The organism is Nonomuraea sp. 10N515B, assembly GCF_052245915.1.
Lineage (GTDB): Bacteria > Actinomycetota > Actinomycetes > Streptosporangiales > Streptosporangiaceae > Nonomuraea.
In genome coordinates, this window is sequence record NZ_JBQQBQ010000016.1 from 170910 (window position 1) to 190189 (window position 19280).

General features: G+C 69.7%; 20 protein-coding genes. 9 read left to right on the plus strand and 11 right to left on the minus strand.

The genetic code is table 11. The features are described from left to right. Positions 1-3: 3 nt before the first annotated feature. The 3 genes from ACTWQA_RS25345 (at position 4) to ACTWQA_RS25355 (ending at position 2590) form a co-directional block, all read left to right on the plus strand. Positions 4-330 carry a YciI family protein gene (locus ACTWQA_RS25345; protein ID WP_443161577.1) on the plus strand — a complete coding sequence of 109 codons (327 nt, stop codon included), beginning with the start codon at positions 4-6 and terminating at the stop codon, positions 328-330. Positions 331-433: 103 nt separating this feature from the next. Continuing rightward, positions 434-1582, plus strand: coding sequence for an RNA polymerase sigma factor (locus ACTWQA_RS25350; protein ID WP_443161578.1), 1149 nt, complete (start codon positions 434-436; stop codon positions 1580-1582). Positions 1583-1762: 180 nt separating this feature from the next. Further along, positions 1763-2590 (plus strand): hypothetical protein, encoded by an 828-nt coding sequence (locus ACTWQA_RS25355; protein WP_443161579.1) that lies wholly within the window; start codon positions 1763-1765, stop codon positions 2588-2590. Between the two features lie 79 nt (positions 2591-2669). Here ACTWQA_RS25355 and ACTWQA_RS25360 read toward each other — a convergent pair whose 3' ends face one another. Beyond that, positions 2670-2783: an SAM-dependent methyltransferase gene (locus ACTWQA_RS25360; RefSeq protein ID WP_443161580.1), complete on the minus strand. Its 114-nt coding sequence runs from the start codon at positions 2781-2783 to the stop codon at positions 2670-2672. Between the two features lie 122 nt (positions 2784-2905). Between ACTWQA_RS25360 and ACTWQA_RS25365 the strand changes: the two genes are divergently transcribed. Beyond that, entirely contained in the window at positions 2906-4078 is a 1173-nt protein-coding gene (locus ACTWQA_RS25365) for an alginate lyase family protein (protein WP_443161581.1), read from the plus strand. 8 nt (positions 4079-4086) lie between these two features. Here the strand turns inward: ACTWQA_RS25365 and ACTWQA_RS25370 are convergent, their stop codons facing one another. Next, complete coding sequence (locus ACTWQA_RS25370) at positions 4087-4638, minus strand: hypothetical protein (protein WP_443161582.1); 552 nt, start codon at positions 4636-4638, stop codon at positions 4087-4089. Between the two features lie 148 nt (positions 4639-4786). On the opposite strand from ACTWQA_RS25370, the gene ACTWQA_RS25375 reads away from it, so the two are divergent. Beyond that, on the plus strand, positions 4787-6229 hold the full coding sequence (locus tag ACTWQA_RS25375; protein WP_443161583.1) for an AAA family ATPase: 1443 nt from the start codon (positions 4787-4789) through the stop codon (positions 6227-6229). 18 nt (positions 6230-6247) lie between these two features. On the opposite strand, the gene ACTWQA_RS25380 is transcribed toward ACTWQA_RS25375, so the two are convergent. Further along, the gene (locus tag ACTWQA_RS25380) at positions 6248-7102 is read right to left on the minus strand and encodes a sugar phosphate isomerase/epimerase family protein (RefSeq protein WP_443161584.1); all 855 of its coding nucleotides are present in this window, start codon (positions 7100-7102) and stop codon (positions 6248-6250) included. Positions 7103-7240: 138 nt separating this feature from the next. Here ACTWQA_RS25380 and ACTWQA_RS25385 point away from each other — a divergent pair, with 138 nt between their 5' ends. Further along, complete coding sequence (locus tag ACTWQA_RS25385) at positions 7241-8470, plus strand: RNA-guided endonuclease InsQ/TnpB family protein (RefSeq protein ID WP_443161585.1); 1230 nt, start codon at positions 7241-7243, stop codon at positions 8468-8470. Positions 8471-8485: 15 nt separating this feature from the next. Here ACTWQA_RS25385 and ACTWQA_RS25390 read toward each other — a convergent pair whose 3' ends face one another. The 5 genes from ACTWQA_RS25390 to ACTWQA_RS25410 all read right to left on the minus strand — a co-directional run bounded on the left by ACTWQA_RS25390 (position 8486) and on the right by ACTWQA_RS25410 (position 13357). Further along, entirely contained in the window at positions 8486-9490 is a 1005-nt protein-coding gene (locus ACTWQA_RS25390; RefSeq protein ID WP_443161586.1) for a Gfo/Idh/MocA family protein, read from the minus strand. 14 nt (positions 9491-9504) lie between these two features. Continuing rightward, positions 9505-10404: a TIM barrel protein gene (locus ACTWQA_RS25395; RefSeq protein ID WP_443161587.1), complete on the minus strand. Its 900-nt coding sequence runs from the start codon at positions 10402-10404 to the stop codon at positions 9505-9507. Between the two features lie 3 nt (positions 10405-10407). Beyond that, a complete protein-coding gene (locus ACTWQA_RS25400; RefSeq protein ID WP_443161588.1) occupies positions 10408-11214 on the minus strand; it encodes an ATP-binding cassette domain-containing protein in 807 nt (268 codons plus the stop codon). Next, complete coding sequence (locus tag ACTWQA_RS25405; RefSeq protein ID WP_443161589.1) at positions 11211-12269, minus strand: ABC transporter permease; 1059 nt, start codon at positions 12267-12269, stop codon at positions 11211-11213. Before ACTWQA_RS25405 ends, ACTWQA_RS25400 begins: the two co-directional genes overlap by 4 nt. 89 nt (positions 12270-12358) lie before the next feature. Then, complete coding sequence (locus tag ACTWQA_RS25410) at positions 12359-13357, minus strand: substrate-binding domain-containing protein (RefSeq protein WP_443161590.1); 999 nt, start codon at positions 13355-13357, stop codon at positions 12359-12361. Positions 13358-13733: 376 nt separating this feature from the next. Between ACTWQA_RS25410 and ACTWQA_RS25415 the strand changes: the two genes are divergently transcribed. The 3 genes from ACTWQA_RS25415 (at position 13734) to ACTWQA_RS25425 (ending at position 15739) form a co-directional block, all read left to right on the plus strand. Beyond that, the gene (locus ACTWQA_RS25415) at positions 13734-14783 is read left to right on the plus strand and encodes a LacI family DNA-binding transcriptional regulator (RefSeq protein ID WP_443161591.1); all 1050 of its coding nucleotides are present in this window, start codon (positions 13734-13736) and stop codon (positions 14781-14783) included. A gap of 114 nt (positions 14784-14897) precedes the next feature. Next, the gene (locus ACTWQA_RS25420; protein ID WP_443161592.1) at positions 14898-15374 is read left to right on the plus strand and encodes an SRPBCC domain-containing protein; all 477 of its coding nucleotides are present in this window, start codon (positions 14898-14900) and stop codon (positions 15372-15374) included. Then, positions 15374-15739, plus strand: a complete 366-nt coding sequence (locus ACTWQA_RS25425) for an ArsR/SmtB family transcription factor (protein ID WP_443161593.1) — start codon at positions 15374-15376, stop codon at positions 15737-15739. Before ACTWQA_RS25420 ends, ACTWQA_RS25425 begins: the two co-directional genes overlap by 1 nt. Before the next feature lie 21 nt (positions 15740-15760). Here ACTWQA_RS25425 and ACTWQA_RS25430 read toward each other — a convergent pair whose 3' ends face one another. From ACTWQA_RS25430 to ACTWQA_RS25440, 3 genes are read right to left on the minus strand one after another with little or no spacing between them, the layout of a single operon-like run. Next, the gene (locus tag ACTWQA_RS25430; protein ID WP_443161594.1) at positions 15761-17251 is read right to left on the minus strand and encodes a CoA-acylating methylmalonate-semialdehyde dehydrogenase; all 1491 of its coding nucleotides are present in this window, start codon (positions 17249-17251) and stop codon (positions 15761-15763) included. Positions 17252-17259: 8 nt separating this feature from the next. Beyond that, positions 17260-18132, minus strand: a complete 873-nt coding sequence (locus tag ACTWQA_RS25435) for an ATP-binding cassette domain-containing protein (protein ID WP_443161595.1) — start codon at positions 18130-18132, stop codon at positions 17260-17262. Next, on the minus strand, positions 18129-19184 hold the full coding sequence (locus ACTWQA_RS25440; protein WP_327583773.1) for an ABC transporter permease: 1056 nt from the start codon (positions 19182-19184) through the stop codon (positions 18129-18131). The genes ACTWQA_RS25435 and ACTWQA_RS25440 overlap by 4 nt, the downstream gene beginning before the upstream one ends. Between the last annotated feature and the right edge of the window lie 96 nt (positions 19185-19280).

Below are 19280 nucleotides of genomic sequence, written 5' to 3' on the forward strand. Positions count from 1 at the left end.
ACCGTGCGGTGCGTGATGTTCGTCTGCGACAACGAGTCCGTCGGAGTGCCCATACAGGACGCCGACCCCGCGTCATGGGTGCGGGAGATGGACGACCGGGGCGTACGTCTTCAGGGTGCGCGCCTGCGGCCAGGCAGTGACGCCACGACCGTCCGGGTGCGCGGCGATGAGGTGCTGCTGTCCGACGGGCCGTTCGCCGAGACCAAGGAGCAGATCGGCGGCTTCGACCTGATCGAGTGCGACAACCTCGACGAGGCGATCGAGATCGCGTCCAAGCATCCGTCCGCCAGGTTCGGATGGGTGGAGTTGAGGCCGCTTTGGGAGGAGTGACCGCCGAGGTCGAGGCGGCGGTCGCCGAGGCCTTCCGCCAGGAATGGGGCCGCATCGTCGCGGCCCTGATCCGGGTGACCGGCGACTGGGATCTGGCCGAGGAGTGCGCTCAGCAGGCCTTCGCGCTGGCGCTCGAGCGCTGGCCGCCGACGGCCTCCCGCACCGCCCCGGCGCCTGGCTCACCACGACGGCGCGCAACCGGGCGGTGGACCGGTTGCGCCGCAGGACGACCGAGGCCGCCAAGCTACGGGAGGTGGCCACGATTGCGTCCGTTCATGACGCCTTCGGCTCCAGCGAGGACGACAGCGGTGTTCAGGACGACCGGCTGCGGTTGATCTTCACCTGCTGCCACCCGGCGCTGCCGCTGGAGGCACGGGTGGCCCTGACGCTGCGCACCCTGACCGGCATGACCACCGCCGAGATCGCCCGGGCCTTCCTGGTCACCGAGGCGACGATGGCCAAGCGCCTGGTCCGGGCCAAGAGCAAGATCAGCAATGCCGGCATTCCGTACCGGGTGCCGCCGGCGCACCTGTTGCCGGAACGGACCGGCGCGGTGCTCGCCGTCCTGTATCTGCTGTTCAACGAGGGCTATTCCGCCAGCACGGGCGCCGACCTGATGCGCTGGGGCCTGTGCGCCGAGGCCATTCGTCTCGCCCGCCTGCTCGCGCCGCTGATGCCGGATGAGCCCGAAGCGTACGGCCTGGTCGCGCTCATGCTGCTGCACCACTCCCGCCGTGCGACCCGTGTCGACGCCGCCGGCGACCTGGTGACATTGGAGCACCAGGACCGTACCCGGTGGAACCGGGGCGAGATCGACGAGGGTGTCGCTGTCCTGGAGACGGCTCTCCGGCGCGACCGGCCCGGCCCGTACCAGCTGCAGGCCGCCATCGCGGCCTGTCACGCCACGGCCGCCGACGCCGCTGATACCGACTGGGCGCAGATCGCCGAACTCTACGGACAGCTGGTACGGGTCGTACCGTCCCCGGTGGTGAAGCTGAACCAGGCGGTCGCCGTGGCGATGGCCGACGGCCCCGCGGCCGGACTCGAGCTGGCGGAAACCCTCCACGCCTCGGGCGACCTGACCGGCTACCACCTGCTCCCCGCCACCCGCGCCGACCTGCTCCGCCGCCTCGGCCGCCGCGCCGAGGCCGCCGAGGCCTACCGCCAGGCACTCACCCTGGCCCCTACCGAGGCCGAACGCCGCTACCTGGCCAACCGGCTCGCCGAGACCACCCTCCAGGGCGAGGACTGAGTAAGGGCTACTCATTCCTCAGGGCCTGCCCGGCGGCCGCCGTCGACCGGCGCGGGGTCTTGCGCATCCCCCGCCACCTGACCTTCCCCCGCGTCGGGGAGTACCGCGGCGCTTGATCGACTTCATGCCGCCGACTCGCTAAGGTGAGGCGTTCCCCCTTGCGCTCCCCGGATGTGTCACGTGCCCCGTCGTTACCGTTTAGGCATTCCCGCCCTGCTCATCGCGGGTGTGTACGTCGTCGCGCTGGCGGTCGCCGCCGTGATCGCGCTGACCGCCGGCGACCTGGGCGCGTTGTGGCGCTTGACGCTGTTCACGGAGGTGAGCGACAGCGTCGCTGTGACGTTGCCGAACGTGCTCATCCTGGTCCTGGCCGGCCTGCCGTGGGCGTGGGCGCTGTGGCAGAGCGTGCGCGGGCCGCTGGCGGGTCCACCGCCGGAGCTGGACCGGAACGAGCGGCGGCTGCGGGTGGCGCTGTACGTCGCGGCGGCGTCCTTGCTGCTTTACGGCCTCGCGCCGGCCTGGCCGTGGTGGGCGGCGGTGCTCGACGCGATGGTGATGTGGGTGGTCGTGTTGCTGTTCCAGCCGGTGCTGGGACGCAACCTGGAGTTTGCCGAAGGTGCGCGGGCCGCGGGTGTGCTGGCGTTCGGAGGCGTCGCCACCATCGAGGTGCTCGACGTTCTCGACTGGCCCGTGCCCGGCTGGCTGGCCGTGATCTGCGGCGTGGCGGGCCTGATCTGGACGGTGCTGGTCCTGCGGGCACAGCGGCACGACAGCCGCTGGCACGGGGCCACCGTCGTGTACGGCATCGCCGCCTTGGTGACGCCGTTCGTTTTCCCGCTGGTGGGCTTGCTGTTCGCCCTCGCGGGGCGGCACATCTCCGACGACGCCGCGGTGGCGGCCGACGCTCTGATGATGATCTGGCTGGCCCGCTCCGCCCACGAACTCGCCGACCCGCGCCACCAGCCGGCCCCGCCCTCACCCCTCCCCGCTCAGCCGTCCACGCCGTGACGGCGGGCTCCCTCCTTCACTCGCAGGCGCGGACATCCTGGCCCTCGCCTCACGTGCGCTGACGCCGGAGCCGGCCCTCCTAAATCTCCGCGACGAAGGCGCGATCGACCTCGAAGTTGTCCTTGCCGTGTAGGACGACGTCGTAGGCCCTCGCGATGCTGGGCCTGGTCGTGTCGATCGCGCTCCTGCCCACTCTTTCACCGCGCGCGGGCCCTTGTAAGGAGGCAGTGTCAGGACTACGATCTCAACACTTTTAGGAAACTTCCCTAATGAAAGAGCCGCCTCGTGGTCCGTCCCCGTAGTCGCGGGAGCCTGTTGTTACTCACGGTCGCGCTGGTCATCACACTGACCACCGGAGCCGTGCCGGCGCCCGCCGCCGTGGCCCGCAGCGCCCCGGCCGCCTTCACACACCCCGGCGTGCTCGTCAGCAGGGCCCAGCTCGACTTCGTCCGCTCCAAGGTCAACGCCGGCGCCCAGCCGTGGAAGGCCGCCTACGACCAGATGCTCGCCAGCAGCCTCGCGTCGTTGTCACGTACCCCGAAGCCGCGGGCCGTCGTGGAGTGCGGCTCGTACTCGAATCCCAACTACGGCTGCACGGACGAGCGCCAGGACGCGCTGGCCGCGTACACCGACGCGCTTATCTGGTACATCTCGCGTGACAGCCGGTACGCGCAGAAGGCCATCCAGATCATGGACGCCTGGTCCGCTGTGATCGCCGACCACACCAACAGCAACGCCCCGCTCCAGACGGGGTGGGCCGGCTCGTCCTGGCCCAGGGCGGCCGAGATCATCCGGTACACCTACACCGGTTGGTCCGCCACAGGTGTCAACCGCTTCGCGACCATGCTCAGGAACGTCTACCTGCCCGAGGTCATCAACGGCCGAGCCACCACCAACGGCAACTGGGAGTTGTCGATGATGGACGCGGCCATCGGGATCGCGGTGTTCCTGGAGGACAAGGCCGCCTATGACAAGGCCGTGAGCACGTTCCGGGCCCGCATGCCCGCCTACATCTACCTCACCGGTGACGGCGCCCTTCCCAAGGGACCGGCCGGCAGCAGCGTCGACACGCGGGACGAGATCGTCGCGTACTGGCATGGCCAGGAGACCTTCGTCAACGGGCTGTCCCAGGAGACCTGCCGCGACTTCACCCACACCGGCTACGGCCTGGCGGCGATCGCGCACATCGCTGAGACCTCCCGGATCCAGGGGCAGGACCTCTACCCGGAGATCGCCGACCGGCTGCGGCACGCGCTCGGCCTGCACGCCAAATACCAGCTCGGCACGGCCGTCCCGTCCTGGTTGTGCGGCGGCGGCCTCACGCTGGGCCTGGGCCCGGTCACGGAGGTCGGCTTCAACGCCCTGAACAACCGCATGGGCATCGCGATGAGCAACACCCAGGCTCTCACCGAGCGGCAGCGCCCGGCGGGCACCAACAACCTCTTCGTCGCCTGGGAGACCCTCACCCACGCCGGCAACCCGAACTGATGCGCGCCCTACGCCACCACGACGCCACCGCTCGGCAGGCCGGCGCGGTCGGGCACCACCCGCGGGAGACCGCGTAGCCACGCCTCCAGGTCCGCGGGCCACCAACGGCCCGCGGCCAGCCGGCCCAGCTGCTCCGCGACCGCGCCCGCCGAGGAGTGCGCAGGCACCACCCGTACGGGCGCCGCCCCTGCCAGCACGCCGAGCCACCAGTGCCGCCAGGTCTCCGCCATCCCGTCGGGATCCAGCACCAGGTAGTAGTCGGGCAGCACCAGCCGGTCGGCACGCAGCTCGCCCAGTGCCGCCTCGATGGCCACTTCCAGGCCGCCGACGACTCCGGCGCCGTCGAAGAACGCCGTCCACGCCACGGCCACGTCGGCCAGCGGGTCGGCGTCGTGCACCACATACGTGGCCACCGACCGTGCCGCGATCTCCATCACTTCGGCCGACCTGCGCTCCCCGCGCGGGATCGCCCGCACGTTGTGCAGCCCGTCCAGACCCGCGACCACGTCTCCAGCGCCGTCCCCCGCCACCACGACCACCGTACTGGTCAATCGCCGCATATCGGGCAGTCTAGCGCCGCCCCTGTCCCGCAGCATGGCCCACAAGTCGCTCCGCTCCAACTTCCCCGTCCTGGCCTGACGAGCGGCGAGGCGTTGAGTATGGGGATACTCATTCCTCAACGCCCGCCCAGCGGCGATGATGATCGGTGTGACGGAGATCGAGCTCACAGAGGCGCGGGCGCTCGCCGAAAGCCTGCGGCAGGTGTACACCGCGGTGGCCGAGCGGATCGGCGCGGACAACGCCGCCTCTCCGCTGATCACGAAGGTGACCGGGCACCTCGGCTGCCCGCTCAGCGACGTCGTGGTGGTGGAGGAGAAGTACCGGCTGTACGAGCACGCGGCGCTGCAGGTCGCCGCCGACCTCTACCTGGACGCGCACTCCCCCGGAGCTGAGTGGTTCGGCATCGTCGGCGGGGAGCGCCGCTGGGAGAGCATCATCAACATGCTGCTGTCGGCGATGCGCGAGGGCAGCCGGCTGCTCGGCCGCCCCGACTACGGCACCGCCCCGATCGGCCCCGACGCCACGATCGAGGTCGTGCAGCTCGGCCTGGTCGCGACGACCGCACCCGACGGCAGCCCGGTGGTCATCGGGCTGAGCGACAAGGACGACTACGACGGTTACAGCCTCCTCACCGTGCTGTCGGCCGGCCGTGAGGCGGCCACCGCCGTACGCGACGAGGTGGACCGGCTCATGCGGGAGCATGATCCGTTCCGCGGCCAGGTGCTCAGCTTCGGATTCAGCGAGCACAGGGACAACGAGCTGCTCACCTTCCTGCCCCGCCCAGAGCTCGGCGCCGAGGAGGTGATCCTGCCGGAAGGCCGGCTCGAGGCGATCGAGGATCACATCGTGGGCATCGCCGAGCTGGCCGGCCGCCTTACCGCGGCCGGCCAGCACCTGCGCCGGGGGCTGCTGCTCTACGGCCCGCCCGGCACCGGCAAGACCCACACCACGCGCTACCTCATCAGCCGGTTGCGCGAGCACACAGCGGTGCTGATGACGGGGCCCGCCATGCGTAAGATCGACTACGCGGTGGCGATGGCCCGCACGCTCCAGCCGTCCATCGTGGTCGTCGAGGACGTCGACCTCATCGCCGAGGACCGCAGCCAGTACGAGAGCAGCCCGCTGCTGTTCTCCCTGCTGGACGCCATGGACGGGATCAGCGGCGACGTCGACGTGACGTTCGTCCTGACCACCAATCGGGTCGAGGCCCTGGAGAAGGCCCTGGTACAGCGGCCCGGCCGGGTGGACCTCGCGGTGGAGATCCCGCCTCCGGACGCGGCGGCCCGGGAGCGCCTGATCCGCCTGTACGCCCGGAACCAGCCCATCGTGGCCGACGTCGCCAAGGTGGTCGCCGCCACCGAGGGCGTCACCGCGTCCTTCATCAAGGAGCTGCTGCGCCGCGTCATCCTGGTCGCGCTCCGTTCCGACGAACCCGCCCTCACCGACGACCACTTCGACACGACCCTGCAGGCCATGGCGGGCGACAATCAGGCGCTCACCCGCGCCCTCCTCGGCTCCCAGGAGCCAGGCACGGCCACCGGCCCCAAGGACGAGCGGACCCCCGCACGATTGGAGCCGCCCAACTGCTGACCCCGGTGCGGGGAGCCGTCACCATGAGGCCGTTCGCTTGGTCATCTCCTGGAGCATGAACAGGTTCGACTCGCGCGCCTTGTCCTCCCATGCGAAGACGCACGCGGTCATGATGCCGTCGAAGCCGAGGCGGCCGAGGGTGCCGAAGAACTCGTCCCAGCCGACCTCCCCTTGGCCGATGTTCAGGTGCTGGTGGACCCGGGCGGCCGAACCCGGCGGGTTGACGATGTAGCGCAGGCCGGATGAGGCGCGATGGTCGAAGGAGTCGGCGACGTGCAGGTGGGTGAGCAGGTCGCCGGCGTACTCCATGATCTCGGTCAGGTTGCCGCCCTGGTGGAAAGTGTGCGGCGCGCAGTACAGGAACGACACGAGCGGGGAGTTGATCCCGCGCACCATGTCGACGGCGGTCTTGCCGTCCTCGACGAAGTCGTCCGGGTGCGGTTCGAGGCGGAGCTCCACGCCCTCGCGCTCGAAGACGGGCAGCAACTCCTCCATCGACCGCCAGAACATGGCCTCACTCCGGGACGCCTGCTCGGGGCGGCCGTTGAACTCCGAGTTCATGACGGTGCAACCGAGCTCGACCGTGATCTCGATGGCCCGCTTCCAGTAGCGCACCGCCGCCTGGCGCTCCTCCTCGTCGGGGCCGGACCAGCGGTAGAGCGGCAGCACGGAGGAGATCTTGACGTCGGCCGCGGCGAGGGCGGACTTGAAGGCCGCGACGGTGTCCCGGTCGGCCCTCGGGTGCAGGAAGAAGGGCAGGAAGTCCTCGCGCGGGGACAGCTCGATGTACTCGTAGCCGAGGTCCGCGACCAGCGCGGGCAGCTCGAGCAGTGGTGTGTGGCGCACCATGTACGGGTCGAGGGCGATCTTCATCTGAGTTGTGGCGCGGAGACCCGGGCCTTCAGGACCGGGAGGAAGCGCCATCCCTCCCTTTCGAAAACAGTATGGAAAACATTGGTAACAGGCAGTAATATCTGCGGTGCGTGAGGGCTATGTGACAGGAGGTGCGCGATGGCGATCCGCCGCTCCGCCACCAAACGGGACGGCCTGCCCTCGATGGTGCAGCTCCGGCTCGCCCCCACCCCCGCCCAAGCCGACTCCCTCACAGCAGCGGTGCAGGTGTGCAACGAGGCGGCCAGCTTCGTCTCCCGGCTGGCCTGGCAGCAGCGCACCTTTACTGTGGTGGAGTTGCACCGGCTGGCCTACTATCCGGTGCGTGCCCAGTTCGCCGGGTTGGGTGCGCAGGCCGCAGTCCGGGCCATTGCGCGAGTCGCCGGTGCCTACGCCAACCGGCGTGCCACCAAGACGCGGGCTCATGTGTTCCGCCCGTACGGCGCCGTTCCCTATGACGCGCGGCTGATGAGCTGGAACCGTGATGCCCGCACCGTGTCGCTGTGGACCCCTACCGGCCGCGTCACCGTGCCTTACACCGGCCGGCCGGAAGATCTCAAGGCCGTCGACACGCTCCCGCTCGGCGAGGCCGACCTGATCTGCCGGCGCGGCGTGTGGTTGCTGCAGGTTGCCGTCATCCTGCGCAAACCGGCGGTGCGCGAGCCGGTCAACGGCTTCCTCGGGGTGGACCAAGGAGTGGCGAACCTGGCCGTCACCAACGACGGCGGGGTGCTGCCCGGCCCCGCCCTGCCCGGCCCGATCCACGGCAACGGACACGTCCGCAGCCTGCGCGATCGGCGACATCGGCAGCGCCGCCGCTTGCAGAAGAAGGGCACCTCGTCGGCGCGCCGAGTGCTGCGCCGCCTGTCCGGGCGCGAGCACCGGATGATGACCGACATCAACCACCAAATCAGCAAACACATGGTGCGCGAAGCCGAACGCACCGGCCGCGGCATCGCCCTGGAGGACCTCCAGGGCATCCGCGGCCGGGTAAGGGCTCACCGGCTCCAGCGGCGCACCCTGCACGGCTGGGCCTTCGCCCAGCTGATCGACTTCACCCGCTACAAGGCCGCGCGGGCCGGAGTCGCCTTCCTGCTGGTCGACCCCGCCTACACCTCGCAGGCCTGCCCCAACTGCGGGTGCGTCTCCAGAGCGAACCGGCCCGCCCGGGGCCGGTTCGTCTGCACCGGCTGTGGCCTCGCTGGGCACGCCGATCACATCGCGGCCTGCAACGTCGCCGTACGCGGCGTTGCGGGCTGGGCTGTTGTCAACCAGCCGCACGCTACCGGCCTCCCTTCAGCCAGACGGGACCGTGAGAGCAAACCACCGGCTTCAGCCGGTGGTAGTTGACGTTCGGGTTTCCTTTCAGGCGTACAGACCGGGCCGCTCCACCAGGCTGACCGGGACGGGAGCGCCCGAGTCGAGCGAGGCGACGGCGCTCTCCGCGACGGCGGTGGCCGCGTAGCCGTCCCACGCGCTCGGCCCGCCGACGACGCCGAACCGCAGCCCGGTGATCCACTCCTGCAGTTCGGCCAGGTACGTCGCGCCGAACCGGACCCGCCAGTCGGCCGGGACCGTCCGGGCGCTGTGGCCGTCGCGGATCACCGCGTTGGCGGCGGGGTTCTCCAGCGTCACGACGCCGGTGGAGCCCACGACCTCGCAGCGCACGTCGTAGCCGTACTGGCAGTTGACGAACACCTCGACGGTGACCACGCCGCCGCCGGCTAGCTCCAGCAGCACAATCTGCGGGTCGCGCAGGTGGGCGGCGGCCAGCGGGCTCGGCTTGGTGGCGACGACCGTGGTGCGCACGATCTCCTGGCCGAGCAGCCAGCGGGTGGTGTCGATCTCGTGAATGACCGAGTCGGTCATCGCCATGGGGCTGGTGAAGGAGTCGGGCACGACCGCGTTGCGGTGGATCATGTGGGCCAGCAGCGGCTCGCCGATCGTGCCGTCGTCGACGGCGTCCTTGACGACCTTGTAGCCGGGGTCATAGCGGCGCATGAAGCCGACCTGGATCCAGCGGCGGCCGGTCGCGACCTCCGCCTCGAGGACCTTCAGGCAGTCCGCCGCCGTGGTGGCCAGCGGCTTCTCGCAGAGCACGGGTTTCTCCGCGGCGATGCAGGCCAGGACCTGCTCGGCGTGGAGGTCGCCCGGTGAGGCGATGACCACGGCGTCGACGACGGGGTCGTCGATGACCTCCAGCGCGCTCCCCCGCGCCACGGCGCCGGCGTTCGCGGCGACCTGCTCAGCCCGGGCGGTGTCCACGTCGAACACGGCGGCCACCGTGGATCCGACGACCTGGGACGACAGGCGTGTCACGTGGTCGGCCCCGATGTTGCCGGTCCCGATGACGCCGACCTTGATTGTCACGATGCTTCCTTCTTTCAGGGACGCAGGCCGCAGCCGTTGAGATACGTGCGGGTGCGGGTGGCGATGGGCAGCGGGGTGTCCGGCGAGCAGGGGTAGAGGTCCTGCTCGACGATCGCGAACAGGTCGGCGTCGAGCCGGGCGAGTTCGGCCAGCAGCGGCTCCATCGCCGGGATGCCGGCGGGCGGCTCGATCATGGCGCCGCGCCGTACGGCCTCGGCGAAGCACAGGTTCTCCTCGCGGACCTGCCGGACGATCTCGGGATCCACCTGCTTGAGATGCACGTACCCGATCCGCTCAGGGAACGCGCGGATGATCGCGATGTTGTCCCCGCCGCAGTAGGAGATGTGGCCGGTGTCGAGGCAGAGGGAGACGACCTCGGGGTCGGTGTCCTCCAGGAAGCGCAGCACGCGTTCCTGGGTGTCGACGTGGCTGTCGGCGTGCGGGTGGAAGACCAGCTCGACGCCGCATTCCTCGTGAAGGACGCGGGCCAGCTCCGACACGCCCGTGGTGAGGTGCTTCCACTGCTCGGGGGTCAGGTCCACCGGCTGGGTGAGGTCCCCGTCCAGGTCGGTGTAGCCCTCGGGCAGCGAGACCAGGTATTTCGCGCCGAGCGCGGTGAGCAGCCTGGCCTCCGCGCGGCACTCCTCGACGGCCTCCTTCAGCGCCTCCCGGCCGCGGTGCAGGCCGGAGAACACCGCGCCGCCGGACAGCCGGAGCCCGCGCCGGCCGAGCTCATCACGCAGCTGCTCGGGGTCGGTGGGCAGGTAGCCGTACGGGCCGAGCTCGATCCATTGGTAACCGGCCGCGGCCACCTCGTCGAGGAAGCGGTCCCAGGGCACCTGGTTCGGGTCGTCGGGGAACCACACGCCCCAGGAGTCGGGGGCCGTGCCCAGCCGGACGCGGGACAACGTCATTGCCTATCTCCCATCAGTGGTCAGGGTCTCGCGGTGGCGCCGCAGCCCGGTCTCGCCCTCGACCACGGCGGCGGTGAGCTCCTTGACGGAGGTCTGCTCGCGCGTGGTGTCGAGGATCTTGCGGCCGTGGTTCATCACGATGTGCCGGTCGCACACCTCGTACGCATGGTGGAGGTTGTGCGTGACCAGCACGGAGCTGACGCCCTCGCCCTTGAGCCGGGTGAGGTAGGCCAGCAGGGCCTCGGTGGCCCGCACGGCCAGGGCGCTGGTGGGCTCGTCGAGGATGAGCAGGCTGCGTTTGAAGTGCACGGCACGGGCGATCGCCACCGCCTGCTGCTGCCCGCCCGAGAGCGAGCTGACGAGCTGCCGGGGGCTCTTGATGCCCTCGATCGTCACGACGCTGTCGAGGATGTCCCCGGCGATGCGGTCCATCGCGCGCAGCTTCAGCAGGCCGAGCCGGGTGGTGAGCTCGCGACCCATGAAGACGTTGCGGGTGATGGTGAGCGACGGGACGAGTGCCGAGTCCTGGAAGATCGTCTCGATGCCGAGCCTCTCGGTGTCCTGGCGGCTCGGCGCGGTCAGCTTCTCGCCGCGCCAGGCGTATTCGCCGGCGTCCGCCCGGATGACCCCCGACATGATCTTGACCAGGGTGGATTTGCCCGCGCCGTTGTCGCCGAGCAGGCCGACCACCTCGCCCTTGCTGATCTGAAAGCCGACGTCGTTCAGGACGACGTTGGGCCCGTAGCGCTTGGTGATGCCCGACAGCTCCAGGAGGACCTCGCCCTCCGGCTCGGGGCCGTTCGAGCTCATTCGGCTTTCCCTTCGATGAGGCGGTTGAAGACGGCGGCGGCGACGATGATCACGCCGATGAAGAGGTTGAGGTAGAAGCCGGGAGCGCCGGAGAGCAGCAGGATGTCCTGCAGCACGAGGATGAGCGCCGCGCCGAGCACCATGCCGAGCACGCTCCCCTTGCCGCCGCGCAGCGACACGCCGCCGACCACGGCCGCGGCGATGGCCTGCAGCTCCATGCCGCGGCCGGTGCCGGGCTGGACGGACTGCGTCCGCACGGCGACGAGGATCGCGGCCAGCGCCACGCACAGCCCGAGGATGCCGAAGGCGATCAGCTTGACGCGGGCCGGGTTGATGGAGATCGCCCGGGCCGCCGACTCGTTGCCGCCCACGGCGAAGATGTGGTTGCCGAGCTTGTGGCGGTGCATGAGCACCCAGAAGAACAGCCCGACCAGGACCAGCCACACGACCTGACCGCGGAAGGGGCCGATCTGCCCGGCGAAGATGGTCTGCAGGGTCTCGCCGCGCTGCATGCGCGCGGCCGAGGTGCCGTTGTAGAACAGCGCGGCGCCGTCCCAGAACAACATCATGCCGAGCGTGACGATGAACGACGGGATCTTGAACCTGGCCACGATCACGCCGTTGAGCAGGGCGATGCCGATGCCCATGGCGAAGGTCACGAGGAACGCGCCGATGACGTTCCCGCTGGAGTACCAGTGGATGAACACCAGCGCGCAGAAGGTGTAGTTCATCCCCAGCGACAGGTCGAACTCGCCCGCGATCATCAGCACGCCCGCGCCGATCGCCAGGATCGCCAGGACGGGGATCGACTGGCTGAGGACGTTGAAGTTGGCCTCTGACAGGTAGGGGAAGCTGTCCGGCGCTACCAGGTAGGCGATGACGCACCCGATTTGCACGAGCACGAAGATGATGCCGATCTCGAGCGCGCCGCGGCCGCGCACCAGCCGAAGCCACCCGCCGAACGGCTCAGTACGGATTTTAGGGGTGGGGACCGCCACCGTGGGCTGATCCTGCATCGTCGGCGACGGCGCTCCGCCGCTGGTCGTGTTGCTCATGGCTGCTTGACTCTCCATGTCCGTCGCGATGGGCGACCGGTGGGGGGCAGGCCCGGTGGCCCGTTCGGGCCCACCCCGGTCCGGTTGGGTCAGCGGATCGTGCCTGCCAGTTGCTCGACGACCGCGACGTTGGACTTGTCCACCAGACCGCCGCCGCCGGAGTTGATCGTGGCGGGGCTGAGGCCGAAGTCGAGCTTCAGCGCCAGTTGGGCCACGGTCTGGAAGCCCTGGATGTACGGCTGCTGGTCAGCGGCGGCGATGATGGTCCCGCTCTTGATGCCGTCGATGACCGGCTTGGACAGGTCGAAGCCGACCACCGGGACCTTGACGCCGACGTCGTTCATGGCCGCCTCGATGTTGCGGTGCGGGGTGCCGCCCAGCGGCACGATGGCCGCGACGTCCTTGTGACCGAGGAGATACTGGCTCATCTTGTCCAGCGCGCCCGCGTCGTCGATGCCGGTCGCGACCGTCTCGGTCTTCGCGCCGATGGCGTCGAGGGCCTTCTGGACCCCGGCGTTGCGCTGGATGGCGTACACCTGGTCGGGGAACTCGACCGGGGTGAACACCTTGGCCCCCTGCGGCAGCTTCGCTTCGGCGATCAGACGCTGGCCGAGCAGGAAGCCCGCGTCCTCGAAGTTCTGGCCGACGAAGCCCGAGGTGCACGCGGCGACGTCGCCTTCCTGCGTGATGTTGTACGCGAGCACCGCGATGCCGGCCTTGGAGGCGGCGCAGACGTTCTCGGTGTAGCGCTTCGGGTCGTCGATCACCACGGCGATGGCGGCGGGCTTGTCCGCGACGGCGCTGCCGATCAGGTCGTTGTACTTGCCCGGGTCGCCCTGGCTCGTCTGCAGGTTGAGCTCGACGTTGAACAGCTTGGCCGCGTCCTTGGCGCCCTGCGAGATGGTCCCCCAGAAGGAGTCCCCCGGATCCTGGGAGAGCAGGAACGTGATCTTACGGTTCTGGGCCCGGCTGCCGAGCCCGGACTGCAGCCCCGCCCCCGAGGCGGCCGCGGCGGGCTCCGTGGACGGTGCGCTCGAACCGGCGCCGGCATCGCTCGAGGCGTTCGAGCAGCCGACAAGGGCGAGCACGAGAAGGGGCGCAGAAACTAGAGCGCGCAAGTTGATGACATGCCGACGACGGGGTCTGCGAATGGAGTACGGCACTTTGGTTCTACCTCTCCCGGGGAGCGGCCACGGCCTTGTGGATCAGGGGGACATCGAGAGGTTGCGGGAGCCGTGCTGCGACGCGCAACGGCCCTTTAACGCGTCAGCCGGCACCGTGTGTCGGCTGCGATTCCCCGATGTAACCGGCACATGAAGCACCGTGTCAATAGGGTGTCTTGACATTCTTTTGTCTTTACAAAGTTTGTCGCGCTACTAGCGCGCTCTAGTTCCTGTTACTATGAGCGCGGTCACACCGGATGTCAACGGCTTGCGACGAGCTGCGCACATCAGGAAAGGGTTGATGGTGGAGCAGGCCCCGGAATCCGAGCCGCCCAAGACGAGAGCATCGGCGCGGGCCAAGCGTCCCACGATGGCGGATGTCGCCGCGCGGGTAGGCGTGTCACGGGCGCTGGTCTCGCTCGTGTTCCGCAACGAGCCGGGGGCGAGCAAGGAGACACGCGACCGCGTGCTCCGCGCCGCCGACGAGCTCGGCTACCGCCCGGACAACGCGGCGCGGCTGCTCGCCCGCAACCGCAGCATGGTCCTCGGCGTGATGATCAACATCCGCAACGCCTTCCACGCCGACCTCGTCGAGGCGATCTACGCCGAGGCCGAACGGCTCGGTTACGAGGTCCTGCTCAGCGCGCTCGGCCCCGCGCGGGACGAGCGGAAGGTCGTGGAAGCCCTGCTGGGCCACCGCTGCGAGGCGTTGATCCTGCTCGGGCCGAGCGCCGAGACCAGCTACCTCGCCGACCTGGGGGCGCACACCCCCACCGTGGTCGTGGGACGGCGCGTCCCGGCCAACGGCGTCGACACCGTCCACACCGCGGAGAACAAGGGCATGCGACAGGCCGTGGACCATCTGGTCAGCCTCGGCCACCGCGCCATCGTCCACATCGACGGCGGCGACGGGCCCGGCTCCGCCGAACGCCGCCGCGCCTACCGCGCCGCCATGCGCGACCACGGACTACAGGACGAGATCCGGGTCCTGCCCGGAGATCACACCGAGGAGTCCGGCGAAACGGCCGGCGAGACCTTGCTGCACGACGACCGGTTGCCGACCGCCGTGCTGGCCGGCAACGACCGGTGCGCCATGGGGCTCATGCACGCGCTCAGCCGCGCGGGGGTCGGCATCCCGCGGGACATCTCGGTGGTCGGTTACGACGACAGCCATATGGCGCACCTGTCCCACATCAACCTCACCACCGTGCGCCAGGACGCGGAGCAGATGGCCCAGCTCGCGGTGCGCTCGGCGGTGGAGCGCCTGGACGACCACCGGCTGCCCTCCCGCGAGCTCATCCTCGACGCCCGGCTCGTCGTCCGCGGCACCACGGCGCCACCGCGACCGTGACCTGATCATCGGGTCGGCCGTCACCATGACACGCAACCAGAGGTTGCGCGTTCGGGGAGCGCTTGCTAGCGTGAACGCGCAACCAAAGGTTGCGCATGAGACGGAAGGATCGTCATGATTCCGAGCATCGAACAAGAAATCCTGATCGAGGCACCGGTCGACGTGGTCTGGGGCGCGGTGACCGAGCCGGACCAGATCAGCAGCTGGTTCACCAACGCCGCCGTCATCGACGTACGGGAGGGCGGCAAGGGGGCGCTCACCTGGACCGACCGGGCAGCCGTCGACATCACCGAACCGGTCACCGCCGAAATCACCGTGGTGACCCTCGATCGGCCTCGCCTGTTCTCCTTCCGCTGGGCCTACCCGGAGGGTGCCGTGCCGCGCGAGGGCAACTCCGTGCTCGTGGAGTTCACGCTCACCCCAGAGGGCGAGAGCACCCGGTTGCGGGTCACCGAGAGCGGCCTCAGCGAGATCGACTGGGCCGAGGAGCAGAAGGCCACCTACGCACAGGAGCACACCCACGGCTGGAGCAAGCACCTCGCCGACCTGGTGGCGTACGCTTCCGTGAAGGACCAGGCAGCAGTGAAGTGATGAATCCCGAAGACGAGGAGCTCCTGGCGGCGGTCACCGAACCTGGCCGTCGCCGGCTTCTAGACGTCCTGCTGGCCCTCGGCGAGGCGACGCCCACCGCTCTCGCCGCTGAGCTGCCCTTCACCCGTCAGGCGGTCGCCAAGCACCTGGCGGTCCTCGACCGCGCCGGGCTCGTCGAGGCCCGGCGGGACGGCCGTGAAGTGCGCTACTCCGTTCGCCCGGAACGGCTCGACGCTGCCGTCCGGGCGATGGCGGACGTCGCGGCACGGTGGGACGCCCGGCTGCAAAGGATCAAGCAGATCGCCGAGGCCGCCCACCGCGAGACCCGAAGCGGCGAGGCCGCCCGGGCTACGCGCCGGCCTTGACGCCGCACCCGCGGCTGGTCGTCAGTCGTTCTGTGGGAAGCCGAGGTTGAGGCCGCCGTGGCTGGGGTCGAGCCAGCGCGAGGTGACGACCTTGCCGCGGGTGAAGAAGTGCACGCCCTCGGTCCCGTGCGCGTGGGTGTCGCCGAACAGGCTGCTCTTCCAGCCGCCGAAGGAGTAGTACGCCACCGGCACCGGGATCGGCACGTTGATGCCCACCATGCCCACCTCCACCTCGTTCTGGAAGCGTCGTGCCGCCCCTCCGTCGTTGGTGAAGATGGCCGTGCCGTTGCCGTACGGGTTGGCGTTGATGAGGGCGAGCCCTTCGTCATAGGACTGCACCCGGACGACGGACAGCACCGGCCCGAAGATCTCGTCACGGTAGATGGACATGTCCGGCGTGACGTGGTCGAACAGGGTGGGGCCGAGCCAGAAGCCATCCTGGCCGCCGTCGAAGTCCCCCTCGCGGCCGTCGACGACGAGAGCCGCCCCCTCCGCGGCTCCCGTCTCGACGTAGCCGGCCACCTTGTCGCGGTGCTGGCCGGTGACCAGCGGGCCCATGTCGCAGCCGCGGGTGCCGTCGCCGGTACGCAGCTTGCCCATGCGCTCCTTGATCTTCTCGACGAGGTCGTCGGCGATGGTGTCGACCGCGACGAGCGCCGAGATCGCCATGCACCGCTCCCCCGCCGAGCCGAAGCCGGCGTTGACCGCGGCGTCGGCGACCAGGTCGAGGTCGGCGTCGGGCAGGACGAGCATGTGGTTCTTGGCGCCGCCCAGCGCCTGGACCCGCTTGCCATGCGCGGTGCCGGTCTCGTAGACGTATCTGGCGATCGGGGTGGAGCCGACGAAGGAGATCCCTCGCACGTCGGGGTGGGTGAGCAGCGCGTCCACGGCTTCCTTGTCGCCGTGCACCACGTTCATGATCCCGTCGGGCAGGCCGGCCTCGGTCCACAGGCGGGCTATGGCGAGGGCCGCCGAGGGGTCCTTTTCGCTGGGCTTGAGGATCACCGCGTTGCCGCAGGCGATGGCGACCGGGATGAACCACAGCGGCACCATGGCCGGGAAGTTGAACGGCGAGATCACGGCCACGACGCCGAGCGGCTGCCGGAGGGAGTAGACGTCGACCTTGGTGGAGGCGTTCTCGCTGAACCCGCCCTTGAGCAGGTGCGGGATGCCGCAGGCGAACTCGGCGACCTCCAGGCCCCGGGTGACCTCGCCGAGCGCGTCGTCGAGGACCTTGCCGTGCTCGGCGGTGATCAGCGCGGCGATCTCGTGCTTGCGCGCGTTCAGCAGCTCGCGGAAGGCGAAGAGCACCTGGGCGCGCTTGGCGAGTGAGGTGCCCGCCCAGCCGGGCCACGCCGCCCGAGCCGTCTCGACGGCCTGGCCGACGAGCGAGGCGGAGGCGAAGTCGACGCGGCCGGTGACGGCGCCGGTCGCCGGGTTGTGCACGTCACCGGTGCGCTCGGCGGCGCCCTCCCAGGAGCGGCCTCCGATGAGGTGGGTGATGCGGGTCAACGTACTCATCATCCTTCCGGATCTGTGACGCCCACGCGCTCGCCGGGGCCGAGGTCGGGCGCCTCCACGTCCCCGTGCTGCACCGCGGCGGGTGCGGCGACCTTGCCCGGCTCCGCTTCGCGCAGCTCATGGCTGAGCTCCTGGAGCTCCTGGCCGCCGGCCATCTCGGCGGTCAGCTGCCCCAGGGTCAGGTCGTCGCGGTGCGCGTCGAGCACGACGCGGCCCAGCTTGAGAACCACGAAGTGGTTGCCGACGAGGTAGGCGTGGTGGGGGTTGTGCGTGATGAAGATGACGCCGAGGCCGGCGTCACGGGCTTTGACGATGTACTTCAGGACGACGCCGGACTGCTTGACGCCGAGGGCGGCGGTCGGCTCGTCCAGGATGATCACCCTTGCGCCGAAATAGATGGCCCGCGCGATGGCGATGCACTGGCGCTGGCCGCCGGACAGTCCGCCCACCGGGCGGTCCAGATCGGGGATGACCACGCCCATCTTGGCCAGCTCGTCGTGGCAGATCTGCTTCATGCGCTCGATGTCCAGGACGCGCAGGAGCCCGGTGCGGATCTCGTTGCCGAGGAAGAAGTTGCGCCACACCGACATCAGCGGCGCGAGCGCGAGGTCCTGGTACACCGTGGCGATGCCGCCGGTCTGGGCCTCGCGCGGGGAGCCGAACGTACAGGCCTCCCCGTCGACCTTCATGACCCCTTCGCTATGGTCGTGCAGCCCAGAGATGATCTTGATGAGGGTCGACTTTCCCGCGCCGTTGTCACCGAGCACGCAGGTGACCTCGCCCTGGCGGACCCGCAGGCTGCACCCGCGCAGCGCGTGGACGTTGCCGTAGCTCTTGCCGACGTCCTCGAGCTCGAGGATCGGAGCGCTCATCGAAGGTCCGCCTTCCTCTTGACGTACACGTTCACGATGGTCGCCAGCAGCAGCATCACGCCGAGGAAGGCCTTGAACCAGTCGGGGTTCCACCCGGCGTAGTTGATGCCCAGCTGGGTCATCCCGAAGATCAGCGCGCCGATCGAGGCGCCGACCACCGATCCGTAGCCGCCGGTGAGCAGGCAGCCGCCGATCACCGCGGCGATGATGAAGATGAACTCCTTGCCGACGCCCTCGCCCGATTGGACCGTGTTGAACTGGAACAGCAGGTGCATGCCGGACAGCCAGGCGCAGAACCCGACGGCCATGAACAGGCCGATCTTCGTCGCGCGTACGGGGACGCCGATCGCCCGCGCGGCCGCGGAGTCCCCGCCCACCGCGAAGATCCAGTTGCCTGCCTGCCTGCGCAGCAGGATGTGCGCCGCGACGACGGTCAGCACGACCCAGTACAGCACGGTGACCTTCAGCGTGACCGGGCCGAGCGCGATCTCGGACCCGAACACCGCCTGCGCGCCGGCGAAGCCGTCCATGTCGCTGATGTCGGCCGTAGCGACGTTGCCGGTCAGCAGCCGCGTGACGCCGAGGTTGACGCCCTGCAGGACGAAGAACGTGCCTAGCGTGACAAGGAAGCTCGGCAGGCCGGTTTTGAACAACAGCCAGCCGTTGAACGCGCCGACCCCCAGGGACAGGGCCAGCGCCAGGATGACGCCCACCCACACGTTGAGGCCGAAGTTCCAGGCGAGCAGCGACGCCGACAGCCCGGCGGTGGTCACCGCGACACCCGCGGACAGGTCGAACTCGCCGCCGATCATGAGGAGCGCCACGGGGACGGCCATGATGCCGATGGTGGAGGCGCCGTAGAGGATCGTGCCGATGTTGGCGACGTTCCGGAACGGCACCGCCACGATCATGAAGAGCGCGAAGATCACGATCGCGCCGACGAGGGAGCCGACCTCGGGCCGTCTCAGCATCCGTACCGCGAGCGAACGGGTGGCGACCCGGTCGTCCAGGGTCGCCTCCGCTCTGCCCGGCTCAGTTGCCGCAGCAGTCATGTCACCTCACCTCGTGCCGCCCGCGGCGAACTGCTCCACCGCGGTGACATTGGTCTTGTCGATGAACGCCGGCCCGGTCAGGGTCGCCTGGCCGCC

Bases quoted from the DNA above. Each gene is read 5' to 3' on its own strand.
- ACTWQA_RS25370 (WP_443161582.1), bottom strand. From the start codon at position 4,638: ATGCGGCGATTGACCAGTACGGTGGTCGTGGTGGCGGGGGACGGCGCT.
- ACTWQA_RS25380 (WP_443161584.1), bottom strand. From the start codon at position 7,102: ATGAAGATCGCCCTCGACCCGTACATGGTGCGCCACACACCACTGCTC.
- ACTWQA_RS25385 (WP_443161585.1), top strand. From the start codon at position 7,241: ATGGCGATCCGCCGCTCCGCCACCAAACGGGACGGCCTGCCCTCGATG.
- ACTWQA_RS25395 (WP_443161587.1), bottom strand. From the start codon at position 10,404: ATGACGTTGTCCCGCGTCCGGCTGGGCACGGCCCCCGACTCCTGGGGC.
- ACTWQA_RS25400 (WP_443161588.1), bottom strand. From the start codon at position 11,214: ATGAGCTCGAACGGCCCCGAGCCGGAGGGCGAGGTCCTCCTGGAGCTG.
- ACTWQA_RS25405 (WP_443161589.1), bottom strand. From the start codon at position 12,269: ATGAGCAACACGACCAGCGGCGGAGCGCCGTCGCCGACGATGCAGGAT.
- ACTWQA_RS25415 (WP_443161591.1), top strand. From the start codon at position 13,734: ATGGTGGAGCAGGCCCCGGAATCCGAGCCGCCCAAGACGAGAGCATCG.
- ACTWQA_RS25420 (WP_443161592.1), top strand. From the start codon at position 14,898: ATGATTCCGAGCATCGAACAAGAAATCCTGATCGAGGCACCGGTCGAC.
- ACTWQA_RS25425 (WP_443161593.1), top strand. From the start codon at position 15,374: ATGAATCCCGAAGACGAGGAGCTCCTGGCGGCGGTCACCGAACCTGGC.
- ACTWQA_RS25435 (WP_443161595.1), bottom strand. From the start codon at position 18,132: ATGAGCGCTCCGATCCTCGAGCTCGAGGACGTCGGCAAGAGCTACGGC.
- ACTWQA_RS25440 (WP_327583773.1), bottom strand. From the start codon at position 19,184: ATGACTGCTGCGGCAACTGAGCCGGGCAGAGCGGAGGCGACCCTGGAC.